At 37.1% G+C, this 15,668-nt stretch carries 14 protein-coding genes and 2 pseudogenes; 3 read left to right on the top strand and 13 right to left on the bottom strand.

Features of this window, described 5'->3' with window-relative positions; all coding sequences use genetic code 11:
* Positions 1 to 51: 51 nt before the first annotated feature.
* Positions 52 to 1,371: a gluconate:H+ symporter gene (locus tag B9N79_RS22675; RefSeq protein WP_019395571.1), complete on the top strand. Its 1,320-nt coding sequence runs from the start codon at positions 52 to 54 to the stop codon at positions 1,369 to 1,371.
* Positions 1,372 to 1,411: 40 nt separating this feature from the next.
* Here B9N79_RS22675 and B9N79_RS22670 read toward each other — a convergent pair whose 3' ends face one another.
* From B9N79_RS22670 to B9N79_RS22640, 8 genes and pseudogenes are all read right to left on the bottom strand, one after another.
* Entirely contained in the window at positions 1,412 to 1,687 is a 276-nt protein-coding gene (locus B9N79_RS22670) for a hypothetical protein (RefSeq protein ID WP_048896668.1), read from the bottom strand.
* Between the two features lie 34 nt (positions 1,688 to 1,721).
* The gene (locus tag B9N79_RS22665) at positions 1,722 to 2,153 is read right to left on the bottom strand and encodes a DUF5391 domain-containing protein (RefSeq protein ID WP_040059904.1); all 432 of its coding nucleotides are present in this window, start codon (positions 2,151 to 2,153) and stop codon (positions 1,722 to 1,724) included.
* Between the two features lie 179 nt (positions 2,154 to 2,332).
* A pseudogene (locus B9N79_RS26620) lies at positions 2,333 to 2,662 on the bottom strand (nuclear transport factor 2 family protein); the annotation flags it as partial.
* A gap of 39 nt (positions 2,663 to 2,701) precedes the next feature.
* A pseudogene (locus B9N79_RS26615) lies at positions 2,702 to 3,154 on the bottom strand (GNAT family N-acetyltransferase); the annotation flags it as partial.
* 11 nt (positions 3,155 to 3,165) lie between these two features.
* Positions 3,166 to 3,867 (bottom strand): YjjG family noncanonical pyrimidine nucleotidase, encoded by a 702-nt coding sequence (locus tag B9N79_RS22655; RefSeq protein ID WP_040059905.1) that lies wholly within the window; start codon positions 3,865 to 3,867, stop codon positions 3,166 to 3,168.
* A gap of 106 nt (positions 3,868 to 3,973) precedes the next feature.
* Positions 3,974 to 6,400 carry a molybdopterin-dependent oxidoreductase gene (locus B9N79_RS22650; protein WP_040059906.1) on the bottom strand — a complete coding sequence of 809 codons (2,427 nt, stop codon included), beginning with the start codon at positions 6,398 to 6,400 and terminating at the stop codon, positions 3,974 to 3,976.
* Between the two features lie 11 nt (positions 6,401 to 6,411).
* Positions 6,412 to 6,834 carry a hypothetical protein gene (locus tag B9N79_RS22645; protein WP_040059907.1) on the bottom strand — a complete coding sequence of 141 codons (423 nt, stop codon included), beginning with the start codon at positions 6,832 to 6,834 and terminating at the stop codon, positions 6,412 to 6,414.
* A 200-nt stretch (positions 6,835 to 7,034) separates the two neighbouring features.
* The gene (locus B9N79_RS22640; protein WP_019395578.1) at positions 7,035 to 7,874 is read right to left on the bottom strand and encodes an aldo/keto reductase; all 840 of its coding nucleotides are present in this window, start codon (positions 7,872 to 7,874) and stop codon (positions 7,035 to 7,037) included.
* A 204-nt stretch (positions 7,875 to 8,078) separates the two neighbouring features.
* Here B9N79_RS22640 and B9N79_RS22635 point away from each other — a divergent pair, with 204 nt between their 5' ends.
* A complete protein-coding gene (locus tag B9N79_RS22635) occupies positions 8,079 to 8,849 on the top strand; it encodes an IclR family transcriptional regulator (protein WP_040059908.1) in 771 nt (256 codons plus the stop codon).
* Between the two features lie 43 nt (positions 8,850 to 8,892).
* Here B9N79_RS22635 and B9N79_RS22630 read toward each other — a convergent pair whose 3' ends face one another.
* From B9N79_RS22630 to B9N79_RS22615, 4 genes are all read right to left on the bottom strand, one after another.
* The gene (locus B9N79_RS22630) at positions 8,893 to 9,843 is read right to left on the bottom strand and encodes a sugar kinase (protein WP_040059910.1); all 951 of its coding nucleotides are present in this window, start codon (positions 9,841 to 9,843) and stop codon (positions 8,893 to 8,895) included.
* A gap of 31 nt (positions 9,844 to 9,874) precedes the next feature.
* On the bottom strand, positions 9,875 to 10,870 hold the full coding sequence (gene kdgT / locus B9N79_RS22625) for a 2-keto-3-deoxygluconate transporter (RefSeq protein ID WP_046218273.1): 996 nt from the start codon (positions 10,868 to 10,870) through the stop codon (positions 9,875 to 9,877).
* A gap of 487 nt (positions 10,871 to 11,357) precedes the next feature.
* Positions 11,358 to 12,143 (bottom strand): DUF2628 domain-containing protein, encoded by a 786-nt coding sequence (locus B9N79_RS22620; protein ID WP_231573173.1) that lies wholly within the window; start codon positions 12,141 to 12,143, stop codon positions 11,358 to 11,360.
* 116 nt (positions 12,144 to 12,259) lie between these two features.
* Positions 12,260 to 13,120, bottom strand: coding sequence for a LysR family transcriptional regulator (locus tag B9N79_RS22615; protein WP_019395583.1), 861 nt, complete (start codon positions 13,118 to 13,120; stop codon positions 12,260 to 12,262).
* 125 nt (positions 13,121 to 13,245) lie between these two features.
* Between B9N79_RS22615 and B9N79_RS22610 the strand changes: the two genes are divergently transcribed.
* Entirely contained in the window at positions 13,246 to 14,670 is a 1,425-nt protein-coding gene (locus tag B9N79_RS22610; RefSeq protein ID WP_040059911.1) for an NAD-dependent succinate-semialdehyde dehydrogenase, read from the top strand.
* 44 nt (positions 14,671 to 14,714) lie between these two features.
* Here B9N79_RS22610 and blaOXA read toward each other — a convergent pair whose 3' ends face one another.
* On the bottom strand, positions 14,715 to 15,518 hold the full coding sequence (gene blaOXA / locus B9N79_RS22605) for a class D beta-lactamase (protein WP_040059913.1): 804 nt from the start codon (positions 15,516 to 15,518) through the stop codon (positions 14,715 to 14,717).
* Positions 15,519 to 15,668: the final 150 nt, after the last annotated feature.

Raw genomic sequence — 15,668 nt, 5'->3', positions numbered from 1 at the left:
TTAGGCTGCTAGTTTAATAGATGCCATATCTTACAACTTAGGAGGTACAACATGCCTATTGTTATCATCTGTATTGGGGTAGCTTTACTTCTACTTCTTATCACAGTTTTTAGATTAAATGCATTTATCTCTCTTATTATTGTTTCCATTCTAGTTGGAATTATGGAGGGAATGGCTCCTCTTGAAGCACTAGAATCTGTAAAAGATGGATTAGGGGCAACGCTTGGGGATTTAGCTCTTGTTCTTGGCTTTGGAACTATGCTTGGGAAGTTAATGGCTGATTCTGGTGGGGCTCAGCGTATTGCAGATACGTTGATCGCCAAATTTGGGGAAAATAGAGTTCAGCTTGCGACCGTTATTACTGCTTTTGTTGTTGGTATTGCTTTGTTTTATGAAACCGGATTCATCGTACTCATTCCACTTGTTTTTACAGTTGCTATTAGCGCTGGATTACCTGTTTTATATATTGGAATGCCCGTTGTAGCTGCTCTCATTACGGTGCACGGATTTGTTCCTCCACATCCAGGACCGACAGCTATTGCAGTCATTTTCCATGCAAACATTGGAAAGATGTTGCTCGTTGGTATTCTGACAGCTATTCCTGCTGTGTTAATCGGTGGCGTTTTATATACAAAAATGTTCAAAAAGGAAAATCTCCAATGTGATATTCCAAAAGAGCTTTTTAATCCAAAAAAGCTTACTGATAAAGAAATGCCTGGATTTGGAGTTAGCGTTTTCACTTCTCTAATTCCCGTTATTTTAATGTTTATTCATGCATTTGTTGAAATCTTTTTCCCAAAATCTCCTTTATTACACTATATCGGTTTTATTGGAGACCCAGCAATTGCTTTATTAATTGCCGTTCTTCTTGGAATCTTTACCTTTGGACTTCATAAAGGGAAAACAATGGACTCCGTTATGAAAACGATAACAGAATCTATCACATCCATTGCGATGATTCTGCTTATTATCGGTGGAGGCGGAGCCTTTAAACAAATTCTAATTGATAGTAAAGTTGATCAATACATTGCTCATCTTATGGAAGGAACGAACCTTTCTCCCCTCCTGCTTACATGGTTAATTGCAGCCATTCTTCGTGTTTCTCTTGGTTCTGCGACAGTAGCAGGCCTAACTGCAGCAGGAATTGCGGCTCCGCTTGTAAATGTTTCAGGAGTTAGCCCTGAACTTATGGCATTAGCTGCTGGAGCAGGTAGTATTACTTTTTCACATGTAAATGATGCAGGATTTTGGATTTATAAAGAGTACTTTAATTTATCCATTGGACAAACGATTAAAACATGGTCTGTTATGGTTACGATTATTTCACTCGTTGGATTAGGGTGTGTGCTCCTTCTAAATGTATTTATGTAATTTCCTCATAAAAAGGCAGCTATCAAGCTGCCTTTTTATTTTATCCAATAAACCATACTCCCCCTGCCCCAGATACAAGAAGCAGACCAAATAGAAAGGCCACTGACCTAAAAACCATTTGGTAGCTTCTTGGTTTAAAGATTTTTTTACAACACCACAGGAGAGCAACGGATGGTAAAGTTATAAGAGTTAATGTGCCACCCTCCCATAATAGAGTATTGAAAAACTTATCATCAAATCGTTTTGAAAGAGCATCCGAAAAAGCTGGGTAACTTAGAGCAAGCAGTAAAAGGCACATGATTAATTTTACAAACATCAACAAATCTTTCCTTTCTAAATTAACGTCCTATTTATGAATCAAAAGACATCTCCGCTGCTTCTTTTGAAGTACGAAAAGCAATGAAAAACCACATAAAGTTAACCATAAAAGATAAGATACATGTTGCAATAATTTCAATTAAATATGGAAAAGGAGAAGTTCCTAAACTCATCAAGAGTACAGATGCAATAACGATAATATGAGTAAGGATTCCCATGCTACAGAGAATAGCCATAACAATGGTCATTCCTTTAACATTTATAATATATAACAAAAGGGGAACAAGATAGAAAGCAAGAATCATACCAATAGCTGACAACATTCCTGCTGTTCCAAATTCATTAGCATGCTCTCCAGTATCAGATAAAGGTGAGAGTGAAGTAAAAATGATGAGGAGACAATACAAAACGGCAGAAAGGATTGTTGTAATAATAACTCCATTTTTTGAGGACTTTTCGGTCATTAAAAGCTACTCCTTTTCTATTATTAATTTTGAATATCGACTTATTGTTCTTCTTACTATTACTTACGAATGAATGGCAAAGTTGTTTCAATAAATATCCTTTTTATCCAAACAACTGTAAATAAGTTGAATTTTTAAAAGAAGATAGAAAAAGAGCTGTCTTTTTACAAAAAGACAGCTTAACTTACGACAGCACTACAATGACCTGCAACAATTTGAAGTGTTCCATTTTGTTCTTTCCACACTCTTGAATAACTCATCTCGTGATTGATTTCTTCCTCTCCGACTGTTCCTTGAAGGAATGCTTTGGTAGAGGTAACAGCAACATCTCCTAAAAGCTTTATCACTTGCTCTCCAATCTCAATATTTGAGAATTTTAGGATTTTTGAACGGTGAGCAACAAGATCATCTTGCTTTGTTAAAAATTGTCCAAAATGATTTACAAATACTAATTCGTCAGCAAGAAGAGCTTCAAGACTTCCTACATCCCCTTCAAGCATAGCTACTCGTAGCTTTTCCTCATATTGCCCAACTCTAGCCTCGTTCATTACTTCTTTCGTCATAAACATACTATAGGGATCTTCTATATACTGTGCAAAAGGAGCACAGTAACGAAACCCAAAGTTTTCGTAAAGCTTTCTTGCTGGGATAAAAGCCTCCATTGCTCCTGTTTCCAAACTAACTCTACTATAACCTCTTTTACTTGCTTCCTCTAGAATATGCTGAAGCATTCTCTTTCCTGCACCTTTTCGCCGATGAACAGATGCTGTTCGCATTGATTTAATCTCTCCGTGATTTTCATCAAGCTCTTTTAATGCTCCACACCCAAGCAACTGTCCATTTTCCCAAATGCTCCAGAATGTAATATCGTTTGTTTTTAATTTCGCGATATCTAAAGCGTGGATACTTTCTGGTGGAGAATGCTCTGTCATATTGTTCAGATGTTCTGAAATAAGCTCTTTGACTCTAACATCTTCTAAATCATCTTTCTTGATATCCAATTCCTCACTCCTTACCGCACAGAATTACTCGTTAAAAGTAGATCATATAACTCATCAAGTTTTGCGATTTCGTATGTTGGAACAATTTCTTTATTGCTTTTTCCTTCCCGATTAAGCCAACATGTATCAATTCCGGCAGCAAGACCGCCTTTAATATCTGCACTCAGTGAATCACCAATAATTAACGTCTGTGCTAAATTATGTCCTTGTATTCTTTTAAATACATAGTTAAAGTATTCTTTCATTGGCTTCTGAAATCCTGTATCTTCAGAAACAAAAACGTCTTTAAAAAATGGGTAAATCTTCGAATCCTTGAGGCGTTTGTATTGGGTTGAAGAAATGCCATTGGTAACAACGTATAAATCGTAGTAATTGGAGAGTTTTTCAATTAAAGAAAAGGCTCCGTCAATCAAGTCATGTCCCTGTTCTAAATAACTTTTGTAACGCTCTTGTAGACGTACTCCATCTGCTTCTTTTCCGTACTCCTTTAATAAAAGTGAGAACCTTGTATTAACAACTTCATCACGCGCTAATTCTCCGTTCTCATACGCTTGCCAAAGACGGTCATTAATCTCCTTATAGCGAACTTTTACGTCTTCTGTTAAAGGAAAGTCTTGTTCTTTAAAAAGAAGAGATAATGCCTGTTTCTCAGCTGCTTTAAAGTCTAATAATGTTTCATCTACATCAAATAAAAGTGTTTTATATGCCTTCATGTTCCCATCTCCAGTTTGTTTATTATGCCCTCTTTTATTAGAACAGAAGATGAACGCTTTGAAAACTATAATAAAATCCCTCCCTTTAGAAAAGGAGGGGGTTTTATTATAATTTCTTATAATCAGGCAAATAAGCTGGAATAGGGGTATTTAACATTGAGACTGGAATTTCAAGTAAATTCCCATTCCCAATATGGTCATTCTCTTTTAATCTATTGGCTTTTAATAAAGCTTCTCTTGAGATGCCATACTGTTCTGTTAGTGTATCAATCGTTTCGTCTACTTTTACTCTATGAGTTTCTCTCAATTTTTCAATTTTACAGGCGGACTGTTTAAACGTCGGTTGTTTTGAGAGAGGATCTGTAAAGTCAGCTGTTAATTCATTGGCAGCTTCATGTCTTGTCCAACTTCCGTAATGAAAAGGCACAAAAATCAAGCCTTTTTGTACAATATCTCCAATGCGGGCCGGTACTTTTACCCATCCTCTTGGTGAGGAAATTTTCACCACTTCACCTTGAATAATTCCTAACTCATCAGCATCTTCTTTGTTGATTTCTACGTATCCATGTGGTGCTTTTGTTTGTAGCATAGGAGCTCGTGCTGTTTTTGTTCTTGTATGCCAGTGCCATACAAGTCTCCCTGTTGTAAGCCAGAGCGGAAACTCTTCTGTTGGCTGTTCCATTGGTGGTAAATACTTTGTTGGGTGAAGTAAAGCTCGACCATTTGCTCCTTTTGCTTCAAACTCTTCCTTTGTTAGTGGTCGACCTGTAAACTGATCTTTTGTATAACTTTGCGTATAATCTGATTGAGTTGGAAACACAAAATCCGAATAGAGACGAGTTGTTCCTTCTGGATTTTTTTCGTTAACAGGCCAGTGCATGCCATTGTATTGTTCCAATTTTTCATATGTGATTCCCGTCATATCACAAGGGCGGCCCCTAGAGATTTCTTTCCATTCTTCAAAGCAAGCTTCAGGATTTGAATATTGAATAAGAGGATTACCATCTTTGTCTTTAAGCTTCATTCTATGAGCAAAGTCTAACAGAATCTCAAAATCTGACTTAACTCCTTCGGGCGGATCTACTGCTTTTCGTAGTAAGTTAATCGTACGATCCGCATTCTCCATCGTTCCTTCTTTCTCTCCCCAAAGGGCAGCTGGAAGAATAACATCTGCCACTGCTGCTGTTTCTGTTATAAACGGGTCTTGCACAACAACAAATGTATTTTCTAATGCCTTTTTCGCTCTTTGTCTATTTGGAAGAGAAACAAGCGGATTTGTACCAATATTCCAAAACAGACCAATTTCACCATTTTCCATCATTTCAATTTGCTCTTCAATTCCTTTTTCGGGTCCTAATGGCAGCTTAACAGGCTCCATATTCCAAAGTTTTGCCATTTCTTTAATATGAGCAGGATTTGAAGAGTTTCGCTGTGCGGGATATGTTCCAACTCCGCCCGCAGTTCTGTTTGCAGAAGAGCTAGGCTGCCCTGCCATATGTAGAGGCCCAGAACCAACTTTTCCAATTAGTCCTCTAACAAGATGTAGATTATTGATTGCTACACATGCTGTCGTGGCATCTGCGCTCTGGAAAGTCCCTTGCAATGTTGTTGTTACAAGTGATGAGGTCTTTCCGAGTTTTTCACTTGCTTCTTTTAAAGTCTCAACTGAAACCCCGGTCACTTTCGAAGCTTTCTCAAGTGTCCATCCTGCTAAAGCCTCCTTCATTTCCTCAAAGCCAACTGTGGAGTTTTCAATAAATGAGGTATCGACTTTACCGTTTTGTAAGACATCATAAAGAAGTCCGTTTAGTAAAGCTACATTTGTTCCTGGATAGAGCTTAAGATGAAGGTCTGCTTCTTCCGCTGTAGCAGTCCGTCGGGGATCCACAACAATAAGATAAGGCTTGCCCGTTTTCTTCTTCCGCTCCATAATACGTTCAAATAAGACTGTACCTGTCTCTGCAACATTGTGACCGAAAAGCATTAGCATATCTGTTTCATCAATATCTTCAAAAGATGCAGGAGTTCCGTCTCCTCCAAATGATTGAAGAAGGCAAAACTCAGTTGTAGCTGTGCAGAGGCGCGTATTAGCATCAAGTAAATGTGTTTGAAGGCCTGCTCTACCTATCTTAGCTAATGTATAGTAATCTTCTAAAAAACCTTGACCTGTTGAATAAATAGCAATACTATTTGTACCTTTCGTTTTTAGAGAATTTTGTGCTTTAGACACAATAATATTCATTGCCTCATCCCATGTAGAAGGCACAAGCTCTCCTTGCTTGTTACGAATGAGCGGTTGAAGTAAACGGTCTTCGCTATTGTTTGCATACCACTGGTTTTCTCCCTTTGGTCCAAGCCTACCTCGATTAATCGAATGCTTTCCATTCCCCTTAATACCAACAATCTTATTATCTTTTACGGCCACGTAGCAACCACAGCCAACAGAACAAATATTACATGTGCTGTAGACCCATTTCTCTACTTCACCTTGGCTGTATATATTTGTATCAATTCGTTCTTTCTCCCATGCCATAACGATACCTCCTATCGAATTTTACTTAAATAGAATGATGGAACAACAAACTGAATTGTTTCAAATCCATAGCTCTTCTCAAGCTCGTCCCCTGCTTTTTCTAAGTTTTTCTTCATATCTGATACAATCGGAGAGAGACGCTCTATTTTTTCAGTTTTGTCTTCATTCGTCCATTTCACTGACCGTTCGTAGGCATGAAAAGTAGACTTTAAAATATCAAAATTATGATAAAGAATTGTGATAGGTTCCTTAACATCTTCAAATAAAAATGTTCTCTCCTCCAAATAAAGAAGAAGCCTTTCAAGTACTTCCTTCTGTTCTGTCAGTACCTCTTTTAATATTTCTGTTAAAGGATGGTGGTCCTTATCTATTTCAGGCAATGCTTCTTGATTGCTATTATAAATAGAAAGATATAATTGTGATAAAATTGTCATACCCTCACACCTTTCAGAAAATAAATAGTTACCCTAATTAATTTTCTTATACCCATCTAAAAATTTAGATAACCTTCTTTAGATGAGCGATAACCCCCGTTTTTAGTTTCCTAAAAATAAAATCTCCAACAGATGTTGCCCTAAAGGTACTTTACCTCAAAAAAAACAGACTAGACAATTTTGTCTAGTCTGTTTTTCCCTTATTCAAATCCCTTTGTTAATGTGTCTGGATGTGATCCAGCGCGGCTGTCTTGGTTTAAGCTATCAATCTTCTCTACTTCCTCTTGGGAAAGCTCAAAATCAAAGACATCAGCATTCTCAATAATTCGGTGCTCTTTTGTAGATTTTGGAATCGTAACAACTCCATGTTGAAGATCCCAGCGCAAAATAACTTGTGCAACGGATTTGTTGTATTTCTCTGCAATTTCTTTTAATAAAGGCTCATCAAGAAGCTGTCCTTGTTTTAAAGGTGACCATGCTTCAAGGGCAATCCCTTGCTCCTTACAAAAAGCTAGAAGCTCTTTTTGAGTCAAATGTGGATGGAATTCAACTTGATTAACCATTGGTTTCACTTCTGCCTCACTCATTAAATCTTCTAAATGGTGAACTTGAAAGTTACTTACACCAATAGCGCGAATTTTTCCGTCTTTATAAAGTTTCTCAAAAGCTTTCCACGTGTCTTTATATTTATCTTTTCCAGGCCAGTGAATCAAATAAAGATCAAGATAATCAAGACCGAGTTTTTCCATACTTGTCTCAAAAGCTTTTAATGTTTTTTCATATCCTTGCTCGCTGTTCCAGAGCTTTGTTGTTATAAAGAGTTCTTCACGAGGAATTCCAGATTCCTTAATCGCTTTTCCGACTCCTTCTTCGTTTCCATAGATAGCCGCTGTATCAATGCTAATATATCCATTTCTTAGCGCTGCTTTTACAGATTCTACAACTTCCTCTCCTTCTTCTACTTTGAAAACTCCAAGTCCCATCCACGGCATTTTCACCCCGTTATGTAGTGTTGTTGTGTCTTTTAAGCTATTTGGCATCTTTTATTCCTCCTAGATTTTGATATTTTTCTTTACCCTAAATTATTAAAAGTTAATATATTTAACACTTCTGAGTCTCCTCACCTCCTATAATAAAATTTACAAAGCTATTTCCATACTTTATCATAAAGGAAAGACTAGCTTGAAACATCATAAGACTAGAACTAGCAAGTACTATACCAACTATAAAAGAGGTAGAATACAATGCCAAATGTTCAATCCGTTGAACGAGCTCTGACGATTTTAAATAAACTTTCAGAGTATCCAGAAGGAATTCAAATCACTCGCCTAGCTGAGCAAGTTGGATTAACTAAAAGTACGCTTCATCGCCTTCTAGCAACCTTATCTAACTTAAACTACGTTGCAAAAGATGAAGAAACAGACAAATATAGGCTTGGACTTCAAGTGCTCTATCTTTCTCGAAATTTACTCAATGATTCAAGCATTGTGAGCGTTGCAAGACCTTATCTAAGAAAACTAGGTCAAGAAGTAAATGAGACTATTCATTTATGTATTGAAGATAATGGAGAAGTTCTTTATATTGATAAAATTGAAAGCAACCAAGCTGTACAAATGTATTCTCGTATTGGTAGTAGAGCGCCTGTTTACTGCACAGGTGTTGGAAAAGTACTTTTATCTGATATGAATGAAGAGCGGGTAAATGAGATTCTTGCTCATACTGAATTCATCCCCAAAACGCCTACAACTATCACTTCAAAAGAAGCTTTGCTAGCTGAAATTACACAAGTGAACAAGCAAGGTTATGCGTTAGACAATGCTGAAAATGAAGCTGTTATAAGGTGCATTGCAGCTCCTATTTATAATCATACAGGACATATTGTTGCAAGCTTCAGCATCTCAGGTCCAAGCAATAGAGTGACAGAGGAAGCTATCCAAACCAACCTTATTGATAAAGTGAAACAATATACAAAGGAAATCTCAAAAAATTTAGGTTATCAAGGCACTTATAAATAAAAAGGCATTCTCAAAAGGCGAGAATGCCTTTTTGTCCAGGAAACTATGACTGAGCTAGCGAATCTTTCATAATTTTATCAAGTTCTTGCCTATGAGGAAGCCCTTCGTTATCTCCCGGTGACATAACAGCAAGCGCTCCTGTTACGGTTCCTCGCTTTACAGCTTCATCTAAAGGTTGTCCTTCTAACAAAGCACTTACAACTCCTACAGCAAAAGCATCTCCTGCTCCTACTGTATCTACAACTTCTTTAACAGGAAAACCATTTGTATAAAAAGATTTGCCTTGAGAACTTGTAAAAGCTCCCTTCGGTCCAAGCTTAATAACAACTGTTTGTACTCCTTTCTGGTGATAGAAGTTAGCAATATCTTGTTCATTTTGTTTTCCTGTCAAAATTCTTCCTTCCTCAATTCCCGGAAAGATGATATCAGCCTGAAAAGCAAGCTCGTTAATGATTTTAATCATTTCATCCTTACTGTCCCAAAGACCATAACGTAAATTTGTATCATACGAAATTTGGACTCCTTTTGCTTTAGCTGATTTAATAAGCTCAAAAATCATCTCTCGACATCCTAAAGATAAAGCAGGAGGAATCCCTGTTAAATGAAGATGATCAAAACTTGCTAAGTCTAAATTTTTAAGAGTATCAGTATCCATATGAGAAGCAGCAGAATTTTTTCGAGCTGAGAAAACATCAGGATCGCCACTTTTTACTTTCTGTTTCCACTGCATGCCTGTTGAATACTGTTGTTCATATTGAATAAGTGATGTATTAATTCCATTATGTTTAAGAAACTTCTCGATATATGTTCCAAATGGATCTTTCCCTAACTTCGTAATATATGTCACACTATGATCTAAACGAGCCATCCCAATTGAGAAGTTTACTTCAGCACCTGCTACATGGCGACTGAAATACTCAACATCTTCTAGCGGTCCTTCCTGCTCTGCAACAAATAAAGCCATTGGCTCTCCTGCGGTTAAGATTCTACTCATCTTCCTTAAACCCTCCCTTTAGCTGAATTGCTTATAGTGTGCTTGTATTGTTTGTTTGTTCTCCAACAGATGCTCCCTTTTTCTTATTCATATATTTCGCCCAATATGCGGTGAGAATAGGAACCAGAATGGATGTAACAATAACGGAAGCAGCAACAAGAGCTGTAGCAGATTGAGCTACGGGCATAAATTCTGGCTTAATACTTGCGATAATCATCGGATTTGCAACGGCTGCTCCTGCCGTACTTGAGGCCGCAATTCCTGCTGTACCGTTTCCTCCCCCGATAAACTTGTCTGCTAGCATGAGTGGAACTCCTGTTACACCAATAACAAGCAGTCCCATCACAACCCCAAGAAGTCCTGTTTCTACAATTACGCCAAGGTCTATCGTATTTCCTAGGGCAAAACCAAAGAAGGGAATCATTGTATGTGTTGCTTTACTAAAAAAGGTTCGAAAATCATTATCTATATTTCCAAGCACAAAACCAATTAAGAAAGGTAAAACAGCTCCAACAAACGTCTGTGGTTCAAATGCAGCTAGACCTGTTGTACCAAGGATTAGCATTGTAACAAGAGGACCAGACTCAAGCGACATCAGCACAAATGCACCTGCTTCTTCTTTCGTCCCGTATTGCTGCATAATTGATGCATAAAGTCCCCCGTTTGTCATATCCATCATTGAAACTAAAGCAAGCACAGAAAGTCCTGTAAAAAAGCCTGATTGAACTCCTCCATCTGGAATAAGCAAAGCGGCAATCACTGCTACAACCCAAGCAACAGCAATTTTTGTGACAACGAGTGTACCAGATTTTCTAAGAACTATTCCTGTAGCCTTTATATTGATTCCTGCTCCCATGCAGAAGAACCAAACAGCTAAGATTGGAACAGTACCTGTCATTAAGCCATTTGTAAAGGATCCAAAATATTCACCAGATTTCGGGGCAAATGTGTGGATAACAGCTCCAAGAAAAAGCGGCACAAGCATAAGACCACCAGGAATCTTTTCAATCGTCTTCATAATTTTCATCATCATTTACCTCACTCTTCTTTTTTAATAGGGGTAAACATTAGGAAATTAAGATTTTAGACGTGATGCTTTTCTAGGGGGCATGTTCGTATAAGATCTTCTTTAGATAAATGACGATTTCTACAACTTCGGATGAACACATCTTTAATTTCCTTGTCAACAACATAGGATTATGATTACTCGTAATAAATGTAGGGTCATCACTCTTTTCTACTAGCCAAACATCTATTAGGGCTCTACCATTTTTATTCTCTCCTTGCTTCTAGTAGTTTCTTGAATGTAGAAATGAATTATAAAATACATTATATAAAGCGCTTTCAAAAACCAATACCCAAACACAATATTTGTTCCGCATTATGATACGTCGTTCCATAATATAATTATAGCGCTTCTATATGCAAATATCCAGCTTATAGTTAGAATTATTAGATAATTAAATATAAAAAAAGCCAGCGTAATAAGCACTGACTTTTTTTATATTTAATGTTTACCAGGATGAATTTTCTTCAATCCATGTTTCATAATCATATGCATCATCTTGATTTAATTTCTTCCCATCAATATAAATATCCTTCCATTCATATAGCTGTTTATCTAAGTAAACGTTGAATGTAATAAGGACATTTTCTTTTTCAGCATAATCATAGCCTGAGAATTCAACAACATAATGACGTCCTCTTTCTTCTACATATGTCCACTTTGGATCATCATTGTAAGCTTCAAGCGTTATCCCTTCATCACTAGAGCTGACAATTGATTTTACATTAGCTTTTGTTGGTATATAAGACAGACAAGTACCTGCCCCTAGAAATACAGCAATAGCAAGCGCTGTTAGTCCAAGAGCAACGCCAATATGTGTACCACCTTTTGTTTGAAAATAAGCTTCTCTTCTTATTTCAGGAAACTCTTCTGCTTTTGATAAAATGTTCATCACTTGTTTGTAATACCAACCATTAGCACACATGCCAATAACAAGTGAGCAAATCAGATAAAACCCAACATCTGACCACAGTGGAATTTCAACTAAAAAAGATAAAGAAAACCAAATAAGTTCAAGGCCACAAAAGATGTAGAATTGTTTGTACATTTTTCGATATGCAAACCATAATGTATTTAGAAAAAAAGCCGCCCAGTTCCATGAAAAACTGCTTGCTGGGTCAAACTTTTTAGCCCATTTCAAGTCGTAGAATCCTGTGTTTCTACGAACAACTTGATGCTGCTCTTCAAATGACACAGGCTCTTTTACGATATCTTCGTCCAACATTATTTCCATTTCTCCTCTTCCATCTAATAGAAAATCATAGCTCTATCATTATACATGAATATTACTGTTTTGATAGTATTTCACACTAAAGAAAACCTTCCTTATCTCTAGGAGGAATAACAGGATCAAATATCTGAACTAAAGAATAACTTATAAAGTTTTTTCCCTATGTCCGGATTTTTTGTTATCAAAGAAGTTTCTCTTTGAAGATGAAAATCCTCAATTGGCAGAGCCTTAATATTTGAACGTCCAATATCTTTCGTGAAAATTTCTGGGAGGATAGAAATGCCTAAGTTTGCCGAAATAAACCCGATAATACTCTGAGCAAACTCGATTTCACTGCTAACTCTAAGAGTGATACCATGATGCTCATATTCTTTCTCCACAAGCGTTCTTACATCACATCCTGAAGGGAGAACAACAATCTTCTCTTGCTGAAACTCTGAAAAAGACACGCTCTTTTTCCTAGCAAGCGGATGTTGTTCATTTACAAAAAGATAAAAGGGCTCCTTTAGTAAGCTCTTACTCCAATGCGAATGTTGAATTGCCCGGTCATCAAAAAGAGCAGCATCAATTTCATTAGTGTCTAACTGCGTTAGCAAATCTTTATAGTGATGTCCAATCTTAATATCAATGTGAGACTTTTCATCGTTAGCTAGTGCTAGCTTGTATGGTAAATAAAAAGCCGCCATGCTTTGCCATGTTCCAATAGTAATATTCCCTTGCTCTTCAGAAGCTCTAATGCTCCTTTCAACGGCATGTATTTTAGACAAGATGTCCTCACTTTCTCGAAACAATATTTCTCCTGCTTTCGTGAGCTCAACTCCTGAAGCTGAGCGAATAAATAAGGTTGCACCTAAATCATTTTCTAGTTTTTTCATTTGCTTACTAAGCGCAGGCTGTGTCATATGCAGAGCCTCGCTTGCTTTGCTTAAGCTTCTTTTTTTAGCTGTTTCTATAAAAGATTGAAGCCATTCTGTTCTCATTTGCATCACCTATAACATTTGGTTATACCCTTAGTATATAAGGGAAGTTCCCCCAAAGCAAAAATGGTGCTAGTGTAGATAATGTAGATAACAACAAGACTTATTCATACTTAGGAGGTTGTACAATGTATCCAAATAAATTATATATTAATGGAAAATGGTCAACAGTAGAAAAAACAATAGACGTTATTAATCCTGCTACAAATGAAATTATTGGAGCTATTCCAAATGCAGGAGCACAAGAGGCAAAAGATGCTGCTGATGCCGCTCATAAAGCTTTTAAAACATGGTCTAAGAAAACAGCAAAAGAACGTAGTGCAATTTTAATGAAATGGCATGAATTAATTGAGAAAGATACGGACAATCTTGCTCAAATTATGACAACAGAACAAGGGAAACCATTAGCTCAAGCAAAAGGTGAAATTGCCTATGGAAATGATTATATCGCTTGGTTTGCTGCTGAAGGTCAGCGTCTTTACGGTGAAACAATTCCGGCAAGTCATCCTAATAAACGTATTACTGTAAAAAGACAACCGGTTGGTGTTGTTGCAGCAATTACGCCTTGGAACTTCCCAGCTGCTATGATCACACGCAAAGTTGCTCCAGCTCTTGCAGCAGGATGCACAATTGTTGTAAAACCGTCTGAAGAAACACCATTCACAGCATTCCGTCTTGCAGAGCTTGCAGAAGAAGCTGGTGTTCCAAACGGCGTTATTAACGTTGTAACAGGTGATGCAGCTGCAATTGGTGATACGTGGCAAAAAGATGGCCGTATTCGTAAGTTAACATTTACAGGTTCAACAGCTGTTGGTAAGCATTTAATGCGTGGTGCTGCTGATACAGTGAAAAAACTTTCTCTTGAACTTGGTGGACATGCTCCATTTATCGTAACAGAGAATGCTGATATTGACGCTGCTGTACAAGGATTGGCTACTGCTAAATTCTCTAATGCCGGACAAATTTGTATTTGTCCAAACCGTATTTTTGTTCACGAAAATATTGCCGAAGAATTTACAGAAAAATTCGTTGCAAAAGTGAAAGAAATTAAAGTTGGAAACGGGCTTGAAAAAGATACAAATGTTGGGCCACTTATTAATCAAAAAGCTGTTGATAAAGTAGTTGCTCAAATTAAAGACGCAACTGAAAAAGGAGCTAAGGTGCTTGTAGGTGGAAATGCTATTACAAACAAAGGTGGCTCCTTTATGGAACCAACTGTTATCACAAACGTAACAGAAGATATGAAATGTATGTTTGAAGAAACATTTGGGCCACTTGCACCAATCGTAACGTTTAAAACAACAGAAGAAGCTGTTGAACGTGCAAATAACAGTCCATATGGCTTAGCAGGCTATGTATTTACTCAAGATTTAAAAGAAGCAACATATATCTCTGAAGAACTTGAATATGGAATTGTTGGTGTAAATGATGGTTCGCCATCTACTGCACAAGCTCCATTTGGAGGCTTTAAAGAAAGTGGACTTGGACGTGAAGGAAGTCATTACGGCATCGAAGACTATCTTGAAGTAAAATATATTTCAACAGGGCTTTAATTCATATAAAAGGGTAAGAAGCAACCAGCTTCTTACCCTTTTTCTTATTCTTTGATTATATTATATTTCTTCAATACTTCTTCTGTAATCCTCTTAGCTTCTGCAGATGTACCATCAAGGTTAACGGCAAATGCATAGTCATGTCCTTCTCTTTCAACGTACCCAACATACCATCCTTGTTCGCTTCCTTGACCTGTTTTCGCATGGATGGTGTAAGTTCTTCCTTCTTTTTGAACCATCATTCGTTTTACAGTTCTCATTACATCTAAATCAAAGGGAAGCTCTTCTTTGTACAGTTCTTCTATAAAATCTACTTGTTCTAGTGGTGAGATTTTAAGGGAGCTACTTAACCAAAACTGATCAATTCCACCGCTAATATCCTTATTCCCATAAGATATTTTCTCTATCCACTCTTTCATTCGATCGTTTCCAATATCACGAGCCATCTCTTGATAGTACCAAACAACTGAATAACGCAAAGCAGATCCAAGCGTATGGTCTCGATTCCACTCTTCAATCTCACGCTTTTCTCCATCCCAATATTTAATATCATATTCATCCCTTACAGCTCCAACTTGCAGGCCGATAAGTGAATTTGGAATTTTGAATGTAGATTGCGGGGCAAATCTTGTTTGAGCTCTCTCTTTGTTATAAAAGAGTGTTTTTCCAGTCTTCATATCTCGGAGTACAAATGTACCGTTTTTATCATTAAAAAACTCTCCTACATTAAGCTCTTTCACATTTGAATTTTTCGCTGCATGTACCCTTTGAGAAGGTTGTCCAAGAAAAATGGTCACAGTACTACAAACAAGCAAGAAAACAGTGATATAACTAATTAGTTTCTTCATCTCCACTCCACCTCACTAAAATTAATCCTACACTCATCTTACCAATTTTTCTCTATTATGAAGATGACAAATTCCTATTAAGTTCATAACATTACCATGATAAGCTTTTAAAATTGTTTCAATTGCCCAAAAAGTGGTAAATTAAATATA

It is taken from the genome of Priestia filamentosa, from assembly GCF_900177535.1.
GTDB lineage: Bacteria > Bacillota > Bacilli > Bacillales > Bacillaceae_H > Bacillus_I > Bacillus_I filamentosa.
This window is presented reverse-complemented; position numbering and strand designations above follow the sequence as displayed.

Bases quoted from the DNA above. Each gene is read 5' to 3' on its own strand.
- B9N79_RS22675 (WP_019395571.1), top strand. From the start codon at position 52: ATGCCTATTGTTATCATCTGTATTGGGGTAGCTTTACTTCTACTTCTT.
- B9N79_RS22670 (WP_048896668.1), bottom strand. From the start codon at position 1,687: ATGTTTGTAAAATTAATCATGTGCCTTTTACTGCTTGCTCTAAGTTAC.
- B9N79_RS22665 (WP_040059904.1), bottom strand. From the start codon at position 2,153: ATGACCGAAAAGTCCTCAAAAAATGGAGTTATTATTACAACAATCCTT.
- B9N79_RS22655 (WP_040059905.1), bottom strand. From the start codon at position 3,867: ATGAAGGCATATAAAACACTTTTATTTGATGTAGATGAAACATTATTA.
- B9N79_RS22650 (WP_040059906.1), bottom strand. From the start codon at position 6,400: ATGGCATGGGAGAAAGAACGAATTGATACAAATATATACAGCCAAGGT.
- B9N79_RS22645 (WP_040059907.1), bottom strand. From the start codon at position 6,834: ATGACAATTTTATCACAATTATATCTTTCTATTTATAATAGCAATCAA.
- B9N79_RS22640 (WP_019395578.1), bottom strand. From the start codon at position 7,874: ATGCCAAATAGCTTAAAAGACACAACAACACTACATAACGGGGTGAAA.
- B9N79_RS22635 (WP_040059908.1), top strand. From the start codon at position 8,079: ATGCCAAATGTTCAATCCGTTGAACGAGCTCTGACGATTTTAAATAAA.
- B9N79_RS22630 (WP_040059910.1), bottom strand. From the start codon at position 9,843: ATGAGTAGAATCTTAACCGCAGGAGAGCCAATGGCTTTATTTGTTGCA.
- kdgT (WP_046218273.1), bottom strand. From the start codon at position 10,870: ATGAAAATTATGAAGACGATTGAAAAGATTCCTGGTGGTCTTATGCTT.
- B9N79_RS22620 (WP_231573173.1), bottom strand. From the start codon at position 12,143: ATGGAAATAATGTTGGACGAAGATATCGTAAAAGAGCCTGTGTCATTT.
- B9N79_RS22615 (WP_019395583.1), bottom strand. From the start codon at position 13,120: ATGAGAACAGAATGGCTTCAATCTTTTATAGAAACAGCTAAAAAAAGA.
- B9N79_RS22610 (WP_040059911.1), top strand. From the start codon at position 13,246: ATGTATCCAAATAAATTATATATTAATGGAAAATGGTCAACAGTAGAA.
- blaOXA (WP_040059913.1), bottom strand. From the start codon at position 15,518: ATGAAGAAACTAATTAGTTATATCACTGTTTTCTTGCTTGTTTGTAGT.